The sequence below is a fragment of the Marinobacterium profundum genome (genome assembly GCF_001528745.1).
Lineage (GTDB): Bacteria > Pseudomonadota > Gammaproteobacteria > Pseudomonadales > Balneatricaceae > Marinobacterium_A > Marinobacterium_A profundum.
In genome coordinates this window covers 16969-31619 of sequence record NZ_BCNS01000155.1, presented here as the reverse complement: position 1 = coordinate 31619, position 14651 = coordinate 16969, and the positions used below count along the sequence as shown (strand labels likewise).

The 14651-nt window shown below is 55.0% G+C and carries 10 protein-coding genes and 1 pseudogene; 3 read left to right on the top strand and 8 right to left on the bottom strand.

The window, feature by feature from the left end; translation table 11 throughout:
* Positions 1–72 precede the first annotated feature (72 nt).
* The 3 genes and pseudogenes from MPRO_RS18400 to MPRO_RS18390 form a co-directional block, all read right to left on the bottom strand.
* A complete protein-coding gene (locus MPRO_RS18400; protein WP_216821328.1) occupies positions 73–957 on the bottom strand; it encodes a DMT family transporter in 885 nt (294 codons plus the stop codon).
* Positions 958–1023: 66 nt separating this feature from the next.
* A pseudogene (locus MPRO_RS26575) lies at positions 1024–1486 on the bottom strand (AraC family transcriptional regulator).
* Positions 1487–1639: 153 nt separating this feature from the next.
* Positions 1640–2863 (bottom strand): AGE family epimerase/isomerase, encoded by a 1224-nt coding sequence (locus tag MPRO_RS18390; RefSeq protein WP_067296384.1) that lies wholly within the window; start codon positions 2861–2863, stop codon positions 1640–1642.
* A 459-nt stretch (positions 2864–3322) separates the two neighbouring features.
* On the opposite strand from MPRO_RS18390, the gene MPRO_RS18385 reads away from it, so the two are divergent.
* Both MPRO_RS18385 and MPRO_RS18380 read left to right on the top strand, forming a co-directional pair.
* Positions 3323–4786, top strand: coding sequence for a mannitol dehydrogenase family protein (locus tag MPRO_RS18385; RefSeq protein WP_067296382.1), 1464 nt, complete (start codon positions 3323–3325; stop codon positions 4784–4786).
* A gap of 309 nt (positions 4787–5095) precedes the next feature.
* Entirely contained in the window at positions 5096–5380 is a 285-nt protein-coding gene (locus MPRO_RS18380) for a DUF2845 domain-containing protein (RefSeq protein WP_067296380.1), read from the top strand.
* A gap of 178 nt (positions 5381–5558) precedes the next feature.
* On the opposite strand, the gene MPRO_RS25930 is transcribed toward MPRO_RS18380, so the two are convergent.
* Both MPRO_RS25930 and MPRO_RS18375 read right to left on the bottom strand, forming a co-directional pair.
* Positions 5559–5897, bottom strand: a complete 339-nt coding sequence (locus MPRO_RS25930) for a hypothetical protein (protein WP_158651868.1) — start codon at positions 5895–5897, stop codon at positions 5559–5561.
* 747 nt (positions 5898–6644) lie between these two features.
* The gene (locus tag MPRO_RS18375) at positions 6645–7820 is read right to left on the bottom strand and encodes an MFS transporter (RefSeq protein ID WP_067296377.1); all 1176 of its coding nucleotides are present in this window, start codon (positions 7818–7820) and stop codon (positions 6645–6647) included.
* Between the two features lie 178 nt (positions 7821–7998).
* Between MPRO_RS18375 and MPRO_RS18370 the strand changes: the two genes are divergently transcribed.
* The gene (locus MPRO_RS18370; RefSeq protein ID WP_067296374.1) at positions 7999–8928 is read left to right on the top strand and encodes a LysR family transcriptional regulator; all 930 of its coding nucleotides are present in this window, start codon (positions 7999–8001) and stop codon (positions 8926–8928) included.
* 908 nt (positions 8929–9836) lie between these two features.
* On the opposite strand, the gene gcvP is transcribed toward MPRO_RS18370, so the two are convergent.
* From gcvP to MPRO_RS18355, 3 genes are all read right to left on the bottom strand, one after another.
* A complete protein-coding gene (gene gcvP / locus MPRO_RS18365) occupies positions 9837–12728 on the bottom strand; it encodes an aminomethyl-transferring glycine dehydrogenase (RefSeq protein ID WP_067296372.1) in 2892 nt (963 codons plus the stop codon).
* 139 nt (positions 12729–12867) lie between these two features.
* A complete protein-coding gene (gene gcvH / locus MPRO_RS18360; RefSeq protein WP_067296369.1) occupies positions 12868–13254 on the bottom strand; it encodes a glycine cleavage system protein GcvH in 387 nt (128 codons plus the stop codon).
* A 92-nt stretch (positions 13255–13346) separates the two neighbouring features.
* On the bottom strand, positions 13347–14648 hold the full coding sequence (locus MPRO_RS18355) for a serine hydroxymethyltransferase (protein WP_067296366.1): 1302 nt from the start codon (positions 14646–14648) through the stop codon (positions 13347–13349).
* Positions 14649–14651 lie beyond the last annotated feature (3 nt).

Sequence of the window (14651 nt, the reverse complement as noted above, 5' to 3'; positions counted from 1 at the left end):
GGGTTTACCCCTGATTAATTATTTCCTCTCACCTATCCCCTTCCAGACTTATTCATACATTCCCTCAGGGGCTCAAGCAGTATTTTCACTAACTTTAACGGTTGTATTTTTTCGGCTTTGCATCAGTGTATAACCCCCACTCACAACAATAAGCAGGCCGCCAAACAAGGTGAGTGCATCTGGACTTTCGTCAAAAACAAATATAGCTAACGTAAATGCAAACAATAAACGGGTATAACGAAAAGGCGACACAACCGATACATCACCGGTGCGCATGGCGATCGTTAACGCATTGTACGCAACAACTCCGAAAACCATGGCACCGAATATCTGCAGGATAGCGATAGAGTTAGACTCTACGGATTCCCCGGTATAAGCAAGCAAGGCGGCGCCCGTGGGTATCAACACAAAAAAACCATAAATCCCCAGTTGCATATTAGACAATACCCGAGGCGCAGCACGGGTAGCCAGATCACGCCCGGCAAAACCAAAAGTGGCTATTACTGCGAGTAAAGACGCGGCCTCAAAGCCATCAAGGCCTGGCCGTATAATCAACAGTACCCCAATAAACCCAGCCAGAACGGCAAGCCAGCGCTTTAACCCTATCTTCTCACCAAAGAAGATCGCAGCGCCTAACATGGTGATCAAAGGCGTCACCTGCAGGATGGCCGACGCATTCGATAGCGTCGTCAAAGTGATCGCCAGCGCAAAAGTCATCCGGCCCAGCACTTCACAACCGGCACGCGCAAATATAGCACGAGACAGAATAGCCGGATGAAAAACGGCCTCCCCGCGTTGCCGGGTTAAAAATATAAATACCAGCATGCCACTAGAACCAAATAACATCAGAATAAAACCAATGGGAACCGTTTCGGCAGCAGCCTTAATAAACATGTCTTCAACAGCAAAACATGCCATCGCAAGCACCATGAAAATACTGCCTCTGGCATTATCCAAAAAAATATCTCCAAGCTTTTAATTCGCTGAATATGAAATAACAATAAAAAACCGTATTTCGACAAGCTACATTAGTGGAAAATATATATCCGCAATCATTTCATCGCCTTTAAGTCCGGGCCCAACATGAACGTAATGTAAGAATATGGGAAGCTCGCCAAGCTGCTCTGCGCTATTGGGCAGCCACTCCTCATACAGAAATTGCGCAGCGCTAACATGATCGTGCGAGCCGTAATGTCGGGCCACAGCACAGCGACACGCTGGTATAACCTTGCTGATGACATCCTGCGGATTCGCATACACGGCCTCCTCTACCGAAACACAGATCTACCTGGTATTCTCTGGCAGGTACTTTGCGTGGATCCTTTTGGTGGACACCATAGGAACAATGATCAGGGAGAAGCGGCAGCTTGCTCTCTATGCGCCAGGCGACCAGGCGCCTGATTGACGCATGCTCCAGCGCAGGTGGGCCGCGATGCTCAACTACCGCGACTTTAGTGGCCGGGAAATCCACTATTTTAACGTCCATCAGCTCTCCCGGCCTTCAACTTTCAAAAATAAAACTTAATCTGTGACGAAAATACGCTTCAGGGGACACAGGTTCAAGAAACATTTTCCTTTTTAACCGCTGCGAACGCCGCGCGTAGCGCTCGAACCATCCCCGGTTCAAGCCTAATGCTTGCTATTGGCTTATAACATTCAGCATCTCATAGCAGGCGCCCATCGTATGGTAATCCGTCTTGTTCTTGTAAGATTTTTTATCATCATACCTAAGATTATTGACTGTCAAAATCCGATACCAGGCGCCATATTCGTGATCGACAAAATAGGTGAAACTGTAGTCCCATATTTTGTCGTACCAGGCCCAATACGCCTTATCGCCGGTTCTGTCTGCTAGCAAAGCCGCCGCCGCCAAGCTTTCGGCTTGCACCCAGAAATACTTATCCTGATCATATTCCTGACCCTCAAGGTCATAACCATAGATAAGCCCGGTATTGTCGTTATCCCAACCGTGAGCCATGGCGCTATCAAACAGTTCCTTGGCCCGCGCCAGGCGCCAGGCTTCGGGCCTGTGCCTGTCGAGAATCAACAGAAGCTTTGTCCATTCTGTCTGATGGCCCGTCTGCACGCCCCAGGGTCTGATACTGTTGGTTTTGTCATTGCGGTTATACTCCAAATCAGGCTTCCAATCCTGGGTGTAGTGTTCCCACACATGGGAACCGGTATCCTGTGATTGCCGGCGTGTCATATGGCTAGCCAACAAGCAGGCACGATCAAGAAAAACCTCATCCTGCGTGACTTCGTAGGCCGCAATCAGCGCCTCGCAGGTGTGCATATTATCGTTCTGGCCACGGTAGGGATCCAGCGTCCAATCCACGCTGGCCTCGCTGGCGTAGAGTTCATACTTTTTGTCCCAGAACTTCTCTTCCAGCAGGTCGAATGTTTCGTACAGCCAGGCTTTGGCCTCAGGTACACCGGCCTCTACGCCACAGGCGTAGGCCAGCAGAACAAATGCCAGACCATAGCAATGGTTATGGTCATCCAGCACATTCCCGTCCCTTAGCACCCAGGCATAGCCACCGGTCTGCGGATTTCGATGCGACTCTCTTAAGAAGTTAAGCCCGTGGACAACTCTAGATTGGTATTTTTCGTCGCCGAACTGACCATAGGCTTTAGCATAATTGAATACAAAGCGACATGATGCCACCAGCGTTCTAAGGCCAGGATCAAATACGGTGCCATCATTCATGTAGCAATGAAAAAAGCCGCCGGCAGGATCAACCGATCGACCTTCATAGAAAGACAGGGTATGGCGTATATGCTGCAGCAAAAAGTCCCTGCTCCTGAAATTGCTATCGCAGCGTTCTGGCAAGCCCTGCTCGGTTTTATCTACTTTAATTTCCATCACATTCAACTCGCTAAAGACTAAACAGACTGCTGCGACAAACGGCTATTTTTATACACAGCTACTCGAAAATACCCACTCCATAACACTGGAGAGCAACAGCAAGGCTGCGCAACCCAAAGGCTTCAACGCCTCGACCCGGCAGAGTCGCTCAGCCAGCGCTACCAACGTGCTGGCCATTCACCCATTGATAATCATTCGCCCGGGCACCGCCAGTGCAGGAACACATTGGAATACCACTCAACTCAAGACAGTGCCAATCTTAGCCCTAAGCGCTCTAAAAATCACTAAAACACCCGAAATTGGCATACCAATTAAAGTGAGAGTATTGATTCAAGCCTATAAGTGGTTCAGTATGCCTAGCTACATTAGCTAGACTCGAACAAAGTGGCATACCAAAATGTCATGCTGAATGATCAGACTAGCGTGCCGCCATTAGGCCCAAAGGATGCAGAGCCCATGCTTCAAAACCCGCAGATTGAATCCATTCCGAGCGCCTACGATGCAAACTACGTCGGCACCGGCATCGTCCACCTGGGCCTGGGCGCCTTTCACCGCGCCCATCAGGCCGTCTATCTGGAGCGCTACCTGCAAGCCAGGGGCGGCGACTGGGGCCTGTGCAGTGCAAACATTCGTGCCAACCAGGCGCTTGCTGATCAACTGACCACCGCCGACTGTCGTTACCATGTGGCCGAATACAGTAGCCGCCAACAGGTGGTACTGCGTGAAATCAGAGCCATTCGCGAGGCACTGTTTGCAGGCTCAGACGCGGGCCGTGAAGTTCTGCTGGCACGAATGGCAGTATCGACAACCCGAATTGTTACGCTAACCATCACCGAAAAAGGCTATTGCCTGGAACCCAGCTCTGGCAAACTTCGCTTCGAAGATCCCGGCATCCAGCATGACCTGTCCCACCCCCAGAGCCCCAAAACGGCCCCAGGCCTGCTGTTTGAAGCGCTGAACAGACGTTTTCAGGCAGGCATAGCGCCCTTTACCGTGCTTTCGTGCGACAACATGCCCCACAACGGCCAGCGCACCCGGGCAGCCGTACTGGCACTCGCGTCTCGCCACAATGCAAACCTGCATGACTGGATCGCGGTCAATGTCTGCTTCCCCAGCTCAATGGTGGATCGCATCGTGCCCGCCATGACCGAGGCCGATTTCAACCGCCTGAGCCAGGACCTGAACTGCGACGACAAGGCCGCGGTGATCTGTGAGTCGTTCAGCCAGTGGGTAGTCGAAGACAACTTCAGCATGGGTCGGCCTGACTGGGAACAGGTTGGCGTACAGATGGTGGATGATGTCACACCCTTTGAAACCATGAAGCTGCGCATGCTCAACGGCAGTCACTCGCTACTGGCCTATCTGGGCCAACTCGCCGGCTATAAAACCGTGGCCCAGGCCATGCAACAGCCCGCCATGGTGAGCTTCCTGCGCAGTTACATGCATCACGAAGCCATACCCACCCTGCAAGGTGTCGAGCAAGCCGAAATGCTGGCCTATGCCGAACGTCTGCTGGCCCGCTTCGCCAACGACAGCCTTGAACACAAGCTGCAGCAGATTGCGATGGATGGCTCCCAGAAACTGCCACAACGCTGGCTCAACGGCTGCCAGACACTGCTCGATACAGCTCATCCCATGGAGTGCACGGCTCTGGGCATTGCCGCCTGGGTTATCTACGTACAAGAGGCCGGAACCCGCAATAACGACCTCAATGATCCCCTGGCGCAGCGCCTGTTAACCCTGGTCGCAGAGCACAGGGACCAGCCCACCGCGCTCTTGTCAGCTTTCCTCGCCCAGCAGGATATATTCCCGCAACAACTGGCAGCTGATTCCCGTTTCCAGCAAAGCGTAACCCAGGCCTATAACGAACTTCGTCAGGGCTCGGTGGTTGAGCTGTTGAATAAGTATTCTGGGGATTGAAAGGAAAGCGTGGAGGGTCATGCAGGGGATTGGTGTGGCTCTGACGAGGTGACCTGACTGAGGGGTAACCGAAGTCACTGAACGACGGCAGCAAGCTGGAACGACTGGTGTCATAAAGGGAAACTGGTCGATGACTGGATCTGATTGATACTGTATTTCCCCTCTCGGTGAAATACAGCATCAAAAAATACCGCAATCGTTCTGCTGGTAAGAGATGGAAATCTAATTCAAGAGCTTTAGATCAGATCGCGGAATTAGCTATACTGCCCCTGGATACGAATGGATTCAAAACCAAATTGAGGAAATCCCATGAAATGGATCTTCGCAACCCTTGTCCTCGCTCTGTCACTAGCCGCCAGCGCAGATCAGATGGTTATTAACGGCAACGCCATCCGTGATGGCGACAGCGTCGCCAAACTGATTAGAGAGCTGGGTCAGCCACTCACAAAGAGCTCCCGCTCCGGTTGTCTCAATCGAAAATGCACCACTTACGGCAGGCTGCAGCGCTGGGTCTACATTCACGACGATATCGAGTACACCGTAGAGATCCTGGGCGACAAAATCCACGCCATCGACTGGAGGCATGCGCACTAACAGCCCGCAGCCCACCAAATATCCGGCCAAGCTGCCAGCCGCTCAAGTAGAGTGCAGATAAATCCCGGTCAATGCCCGGGATTTATGACTACTTGAAATATCATGCGTAATTGTCACAGAAGCGCAAGAACGTCCGGCGACCAACCAGGCGTACTTAATGGCCTTAATCTTTATAGTGTTACTCATCCAAATGAAACTTGTGCAACAGTCTATGGAGAATGGGTGCAATGACTATGCTACTGGTGGCTATATATACATAGCCCGAGAAAATTCCATATAGACTGGCAAATAGCTGCCCCGGTGTGGTTTCAGGCAGAATAGACAGCCCAAGCCCACTTGTTAAGGTAATTGATGCAATGAGTGCTCTAGCAAGTTTCATATCGTCGAAATAAACATGTCCTGCAACGCCTATCGCCAATGCGACAACAACTAGAATAAATGCCGCGAGTACATGGAAAATAATTCGTTTACCGAATTCTTTTCCCGATGCTAAAGGCTTACTTTTACTTTCATACATTATTTATCTCGCCCATCGCTTTCGCGTAACATTTTCATCGTAGCCTCAGGAGGACATTTTCCAAAGGCCAGTACTCCATGATGAATATCTATCAAAAACCGGCACATAGCCTGGCAGCATGAGCCATTCAGATCATTGCCTCACCTCAATCACACCCAACACCGCAGGGCCTTTGTCCGGAGCTGAAAAACCACGCTACCAGCCCACCGACGCCGGAATACCGCCTGCGATGCAACACAAGCAGAGCCTGGCAGACTGAGGAATTAAGAACGGGGGGTGATTCACCCAGCCTGGCTTCCATTACTCAGCTGGCGATTTACTTGATTGACGATCAACAGCCGACACCGATAATCCATAGGCGCCTTAACAACCTGCTCATCATGCCCAAGAATAGTACACCTTGTCACCCTTCAGCGGCACGCCCAATATTCGCGATCTCGCGCCTTTTCTTGTGCGAAAACAGCCTCCGGCAGGGCATGCTCACAAACGTCAACAGTCCCTACCCCTAGCAGCCTGTCGGACTTGGCCGATCGTAGCGAGGGAAAGTCCGTTTTGAGGCAGTTTTTGAGCTCTTTTGAGGCAAATAGTGGTTCTATTTAACACTTGAAACGAAGTGGAAAGAACCGCTTTAGCGGGGTCGCAGACCGAGAAGCCTGCGACGAGTAAAAAAGAGGACGAAAAATGACCAAAATCGGCTTTTCCGCAGTAGATCAGTGGTAAGTCCGACAGGCTGCTAGGCAATGGAGCTCAGTAAACAGCAGCAAGCTGCTCTTCTTGCGCTTTTTTATGCTTCTGGAACCATAATACGAGCACCAGGCCGGCAGCAGATGTCGCGGCTCCCGCCAGCGCAACGCTTGGCAAGCCCAGCCCAAGATGAATCACTACACCTCCCAGTGCCGCCCCGCAGGCATTACCCAGGTTGAACGCTGCAATGTTCATTGATGACGCAAGATTCGGCGCATCTGCGGCTTCGCGCACAACCAGAGCTTGTAACGGGGGCACTATGGCAAAGCTGGCGATCCCCCAGAAGAAAATCAGCGGTGGCACGATCAGGGCATGTTGCATGGTGGCCGCAAATAGCGTCAGCAGGATGACTGATGCCAGCAATGACATCACCAGCGTGCCGGTCAGGTTACGATCGGCAAAGCGCCCCGCCAGCATGTTGCCGACCGCCAGACCCAAGCCATAGAGAACCAGCATGCTGGTGACAAACAGGGTTCCGACGCGGGTTTCGTCTTGCAAAATCGGTGCTATATAGCTGAACACGGTAAACATCGAACTGGAGCTAACCACGGTCAGCAAGAGTGCAAAGAGTACCGAGCCTTTACCGAGCACCTTAATTTCATTGGCGATGGTGGTTTGGCCATCCACGGCCAGTTTAGGTAGCGAGACACGTAGCGCGACCAAGGTGACCAGGCCCAATACAGCCATCCCCATAAAGGCAGTTCTCCAGCCGATGGTTTCACCCACGTAGGTTGCCAGCGGCACACCGCCGATATTAGCAGTGGTCAGGCCGGAAAACATGGCGGCCACCGCGCCTGCCCGCTTGTGCGGCGGTACCAGTTGCGTGGCGACAACGGCACCCACGCCAAAAAACGCACCGTGATTGAACGAGGTAACGATACGACCAATCAGTAAGGTGCCGTAGCCGTCCGACAGTGCCGAGATCAGGTTGCCGATGGTGAAAATACTCATCGCCAGCAGCAGCAGACTGCGGCGCGACATGTTGGCAAACCCCAGTGTCATGATCGGCGCACCAACCACCACACCAAAGGCATAAGCGCTAATCAGCATACCGGCGGTCGGGATACTGACGTCCAGGTCGCCAGCAATGACCGACAACATGCCCATGGGAGAAAATTCGGTGACACCGATACCGAATGCCCCCAGGGCCAGCGCCAGTAGCGGCAGGTTAAGCTTCATTGTGACCAGTCTCCTCAATTTGTTCATTCGGGGAGTGTAATGTACTCACCAGCTCCCGATAAGTGGCTACTGTGGTCAACCAGCTTTGCGTTTAGTTCAAAGATGGAGTGCGTAAAATGTCGATAGGAAGGATTTTCGTCATTACACTGGGTGTCGGCAGCCAACAACAGAGAACACAATGGACAACAAAAGGACGGACCGTACCGCCGAGATGGAAACCTTTCTGGCCGTGGCCTGTGCCGGGTCACTCAGTGGCGCGGCCCGGCAACTGGGACTCACGCCCTCGGCAGTCAGCCGCCTGGTGACGCGGATCGAGCAGCGTCTGGGTGTGCGACTGGTGGTGCGCACCACACGCAGCCTGCGGCTAACCCGCGAGGGGGAGGATTATGCCCTGGCGGCACGCCGTATACTGGCGGATCTTGACCAAACCGAATCCGCCATTGCCGACAGAGCCAGCCCCAGAGGACTACTACGGATCAGTGCCGCCCTGGCGCATGGTCGTCTGTCCATTGTGCCATTGCTGCCAGAATTTCTGGCACGTTATCCGGATATCACCGCAGAAGTACAGCTCAGCGATGAAATATCGGATGTGGAAGGGGGACATATCGACGTTGCCATTCGCTTCGGGCCGCTGCCTGATAGCTTGCTCAGCGCCCGTCGACTGGGAGAAACCGGTCGTTCGGTCGTCGCCTCACCGGAATACCTGCAACGCCACGGCTATCCCCAAACGCTAGAGGATCTGGCGCATCACAACTGCATGGACTTCAGCTTCAAGCGCATCGAACCGGGTTGGCCCTTTCAGGTAAAGGGTGAAAACGTCCTGTTACCCATCGATGGCAACGTGCACGCCAACAATGGCGAAACCCTGGTACAACTGGCCTTGCAGGGGGTGGGTATCACGCGGCTTGGCGACTTCCATATCGGCCCTGAACTAGAATCGGGGCGGCTGGTCCGTTTGCTCGACGACTTTAACCCTGGTGACACCGAAGCCATCCATGCCGTATTTTTCGGCGGTACCACCATGCCCGCCCGAGTGCGGTTTTTTGTCGACTACCTGGTTGAGAAAATGACGGCGGGGAACGGCCAGGACTCTTTAAATGTTGGTTAGGGGATAGTGGATATTGGCAGATGTTCGCGGCCGTGGGATAGCCGGGCAGCAATGCGATATACATGCGCTGGACCTCGCTACGCTTGCCCGCATTGGAATCCAGCAGCATTACTGGCCGACAAGTATGCCGGCAGCTCAGGGACCAGCCATCAGAACGGCCCCCCCCTACCCTTATGAGCAGGAAATAGCTCCTGCATTTTCTGGCTACCGGCTACCCTTGGCCATAGGTCGCGAGACAGTGACGCAACGAGGTTCGAGGTTAAAAAATTAGCAGCACCGTAACCTGGGGCAACCCACACGTCATTTGTTAAGGCTTGCACCACACATGCGCAGATCCCAGCGCGACGCACCATCGCATGGTGCAACTCAGCACCACGGGATATCAAAACGGCTCTTGCTCCCCCTTATGAAGCCGGCGAGCACTGGCGTCATTGCGCGATTAGGCCCAACGGGGCGATGACAGGGACTGTCTAGCCGCAGATTAGGAACAGGATGTGTGGCTCTACGCCTTGAAGGCCGGCACTCGCACAATGACGCCTGAGCGCAGCGGAAAGACTCCTTGCGTTGGTTACTTTATTTGTGCGTGTGAAGAAAGTAACGCGCCAAGAAGGCCCAATTGGAAGCCTCAAGTTAACCCGTCGCGTCCTTCTGCAGGGTGTCTGATAAACGGGCTGTATGACCGCAGGTAACACAGCTAGATTCGCCCGGAGACCGGACTCCCAGAATGTCACCCCAGGCCTAGGTATCTTTAACCTAAGCAATGCGACCATGGGCCCAGTTATTAAACGCTGGGCCCGATCCGATACGTAAAAGGCCCTGCATTTCTGCAAGGCCTTTCATGTTTCCAGGGGTCTACCTAGCCACTCACCGGGTCATGGCGCCTCCAGGGCGCCAAGACCTGAAGTGAATCAGTCTTCCCGATAGCTATCAATCGACGGGCAGGAGCAAATGAAATTGCGATCGCCGAATACGTTGTCGATACGATTGGCTGCCGGCCAGAACTTGTTGCGACGGGCGGATTCGGTCGGGAAGACCGCTTCGTCACGGCTATAGACGCGATCCCAGTCACCCACCAGGTCCGCCATGGTATGCGGTGCATGGTGCAGCGGGTTGTTTTCCGCGGTCCATTCACCGGACTCAACACGGCTGATTTCGCCGCGAATTTTCACCATGGCTTCGATGAAGCGATCCAGCTCCGCCTTGGATTCAGACTCGGTCGGCTCGATCATCAGGGTGCCAGCCACCGGGAAAGACATGGTGGGCGCGTGGAAACCGTAGTCCATCAGGCGCTTGGCGATATCTTCCTCGCTCACGCCACAAGCTTCCTTCAGCGGGCGTATATCGACGATGCACTCGTGGGCCACGCGACCGTTACCGCCGCGGTATAGGATCGGGTAATGTTCACCGAGCTTCTCGGCCAGGTAGTTAGCACCCAGGATAGCTACGCGGGTGGAGTCCTTGAGGCCGGACTTGCCCAGCATCCGGATGTACATGTAGCTGATCGGCAGAATGGCGCCGGAACCGAAAGGCGCCGCCGAAACAGCACCGTTCTGGTTTTCCAGACCCGGTACAGCACTTACCTGATGACCCGGCAGGAAAGGTGCCAGATGGCTCTTCACACCGATGGGGCCCATGCCAGGGCCACCGCCGCCGTGGGGAATGGCGAAGGTTTTGTGCAGGTTAAGGTGCGATACGTCGGAACCGATCAGACCCGGCTTGGAGATGCCGACCTGGGCGTTCATGTTGGCGCCATCCATATACACCTGGCCGCCGTGCTTGTGTACCAGGTCGCAAATCTCAACGATTTCCTGCTCGAACACGCCGTGGGTGGACGGGTAGGTAATCATCAGGCAGCTCAGGCTTTCGCTGTGCTGCTCGGCCTTGGCGCGCATGTCGGCCACATCAACGTTGCCCTTGGCATCGCACTCAACGATCACGACCTTCATGCCCATCATGGCTGCGGAGGCAGGGTTGGTACCGTGGGCGGAGGACGGGATCAGGCAGATATCACGGTGACCTTCACCGATGGATTCCTGGTACTTGCGGATCGCCAAGAGACCTGCGTACTCGCCCTGGGCACCGGAGTTGGGCTGCAGCGAGACGTTGTCGTAACCGGTAATTTCCACCAGCATGGCTTCCAGCTCTTCGAGCATGCGATGGTAACCCTGAATCTGGTCCGTCGGCGCGAAGGGGTGGATGTTGGCAAACTCAGGCCAGGTCACCGGAATCATTTCGGCGGTGGCGTTGAGTTTCATGGTGCACGAACCCAGCGGAATCATGCCGTGAACCAGGGAGTAATCCTTGTTCTCGAGCTGCTTCATGTAACGCAGCATTTCGGTTTCGCTGTGGTGGGTGTTAAATACCGGATGGGTCAGGATGGCGTCTTCACGACGGTGTTCCGCAGCAATACCTGTGACTTCGCCTGCCACAATGCGCGCATCGATAGCAGCCACATCCAGGCCGTGACCAGCACCCAGAATGACGTCGAACAGCTCGGCGACATCCGCGGCGGTGGTGGTTTCATCCAGGCTAACACCCAGACGATCAGTGCCGTTGAGACGCAGGTTGCAGCCCTGGGCCAGGGCGCGCTGGTAGACCGCCTGCTGCTGGTCACCCAGGTTCAGGGTCAGGGTATCGAAGTAGCTGTCGTTAACCGCAAAGCCCTTGTCTTTCAGGCCAATGGCCAGAATGGCGGTCAGTCGGTGTGTGCGCTCGGCGATGGCTTTAAGGCCATCCGGGCCGTGGTAGACGGCGTAGAAGCTCGACATGTTGGCCAGCAGCGCCTGGGCGGTACAGATGTTGGACGTCGCCTTTTCGCGGCGGATATGCTGCTCGCGGGTCTGCATCGCCATGCGCAGGGCCGGGTTGCCACGGGTATCGACGGAGACGCCGATAATGCGGCCAGGCACCGAGCGCTTAAGCTTGTCGCTGGCGGCAAAGAAGGCCGCGTGCGGGCCACCAAAGCCCATGGGAACACCAAAGCGCTGCATTGAACCCAGTACTACGTCAGCACCCAGCTCGCCAGGGGATTTCAGCAGTACCAGCGCCATTGGATCGGCTGCCACGGCCACCATGGCCTGCTGGCTCTTGGCATTGGCGATCAGGCTCTTGATATCGGTGATGTTGCCACAGGTACCTGGGTACTGCAGTTGCGCACCGAACACATCGTGCTGGTCCAGCTCGGCAGCAGGCGCCACTACGACGTCGTAACCGAAGTACTCGGCGCGTGTGCGGATAACGTCGATGGTCTGGGGGTGCACATCATCGGCGACAAAATAGGTATTGGTCTTCTTGCGGTTGGAACGCTTGCACAGCGTCATGGCCTCGGCCGCAGCCGTGGCTTCGTCCAGCAGGGAGGCGTTAGCCAGATCCATGCCGGTAAGATCCATCACAACCTGCTGGTAGTTGAGCAGAGATTCCAGGCGGCCCTGGGCAATTTCCGGCTGGTACGGCGTATAGGCGGTGTACCAGCCCGGATTTTCCAGCACGTTACGCAGGATGATGTTGGGCACACGGGTGTTGTGGTAACCCATACCTATGTAGGACTTGTTGACCTTGTTCTGCCGCGCCAGGCCCTGCAGATATTTCAGCGCCTCGACTTCGGTCTCGCCATCGTTCATGTCCAGGGCATCGTCGAGCAATATGCTGGACGGCACTGTCTGGCGCATGAGGTCGTCTAGCGACTCGGAATTCAGGGTCTGCAGCATGGACTGCTGTTCGGCCGCATCAGGGCCAATATGGCGACGGGTAAATTCCGTGCGCTGCTCAAGTTCAATCAAGGTACGGGGTTCAACAGCCATAAAACTAACCTGCGTGCTCTGTGCCGATTTCGGGTATACCGAATCCTGCAACGGGTTCTAAAAAAGCGAAGAGCGCACGGCTCTTCGCGTTTTGCATCAGTAACCGCCCTGCTAGTGCAGGTTCGGCTATGGGCGCAACTTATTCCGCAACCGTCGCCTGATAGGCGCTCGCATCAAGCAGTGCTTCCAGCTCGGAGGCATCGCTCAATTTCAGTTTCGCGATCCAGCCCGCCTGATAAGCATCTTCGTTCAGGGTCTCAGGGGCATCCACCAGAGACTCGTTCACTTCAATTACTTCGCCAGACAGGGGCGCATATATATCGGAAGCAGCCTTGACGGATTCTACCAGGGAGAAGTCTTCACCCTTGGCGACATCACGACCCACTTCAGGCAGTTCGACGAAAACCACATCGCCAAGCAGCTCCTGCGCGTGATCGGTAATACCGACGGCTACGGTGCCGTCGCCATTATCGAGAATCCACTCGTGAGATGCAGTATATTTCAGTGTATTGGGCACATTGTTCATCGAGAAATCCTTCTAAAACACTATTTTCAGTTCAATTTGCAGCTTTTGGCCCGACGGAGACGTGCCCGCCAGACCACTCTTAAGCGATATTTTCAGCGATACAGCGGGAAACGGGCGCAGAGGGCTTCGACCTCAGCCAGTACCTTGGCTTCCACCGCCGCGTTGCCTTCTGGGCTTGCCACCAGACCATCCAGCACATCGTTGATCAGATGGCCGATCTGGCTAAACTCGGCGGCGCCAAAACCACGGGTGGTGCCGGCCGGCGTGCCCAGACGAATACCGGAGGTGACCATGGGTTTTTCCGGATCAAACGGAATGCCATTCTTGTTGCAGGTAATGCCGGCGCGTTCTAGCGCCTCTTCCACCTGGTTGCCCTTCAGGCCCTTGGGCCGCAGATCCACCAGCATCAGGTGCGTATCGGTGCCACCTGTAACGACGTCACAACCGCGCTCGACCATCACCGCCGCCAGAATACGGGCATTTTCCCGCACCTGATCGATATAGGTTTTGAAGCCCGGCTGCAGCGCTTCGCCGAAAGCCACGGCCTTGGCGGCGATCACATGCATCAGTGGGCCGCCCTGCAGGCCTGGGAATACCGCCGAGTTAATCTTCTTGCCCAAATCCAGATCGTTACACAGAATCATGCCGCCACGGGGGCCACGCAGGGTCTTGTGAGTAGTAGTGGTTACTACATGGGCATGGGGCAGCGGGCTCGGGTGAGCACCGGTAGCCACCAGACCTGCAATGTGAGCCATGTCGACCATCAGCAGTGCGCCCACCTTGTCGGCAATGGCACGAAAACGCGCAAAGTCGATTTCACGCGGAATGGCCGAACCACCGGCGATAATCAGCTTGGGCTGGCATTCAACCGCCAAGGCTTCCACGGCATCGTAGTCGATGCGCTGGGTATCCGGGGATACACCGTACTGCACGGCATTGAACCACTTGCCCGACAGCGCAGGACGCGCACCGTGGGTCAGGTGGCCGCCTGCATCCAGCGACATACCCAGCACGGTGTCACCTGGCTGCAGCAGCGCCAGCATTACAGCGCCGTTGGCCTGGGCACCGGAATGGGGCTGCACATTGACGAATTCGCAGTTAAACAGTTTTTTGGCGCGGGAAATTGCCAGAGCTTCAGCTTCGTCAACAAACTCGCAGCCACCGTAGTAGCGGCGGCCCGGATAGCCTTCGGCGTACTTGTTGGTCAGTACTGTGCCCTGGGCCTGCATCACCGCCTTGGAGACAATGTTTTCCGAGGCGATCAGCTCAATCTGGCTGTCCTGACGGCGGAATTCCGCATCCACTGCACGCTGCAGAACAGGGTCGGCGGCGCCGAGGTCCTGGGTGAAAAACGCGGCGCGTTCAGCGTTGGCATAGAGATCCTGTGTGCTCATGGT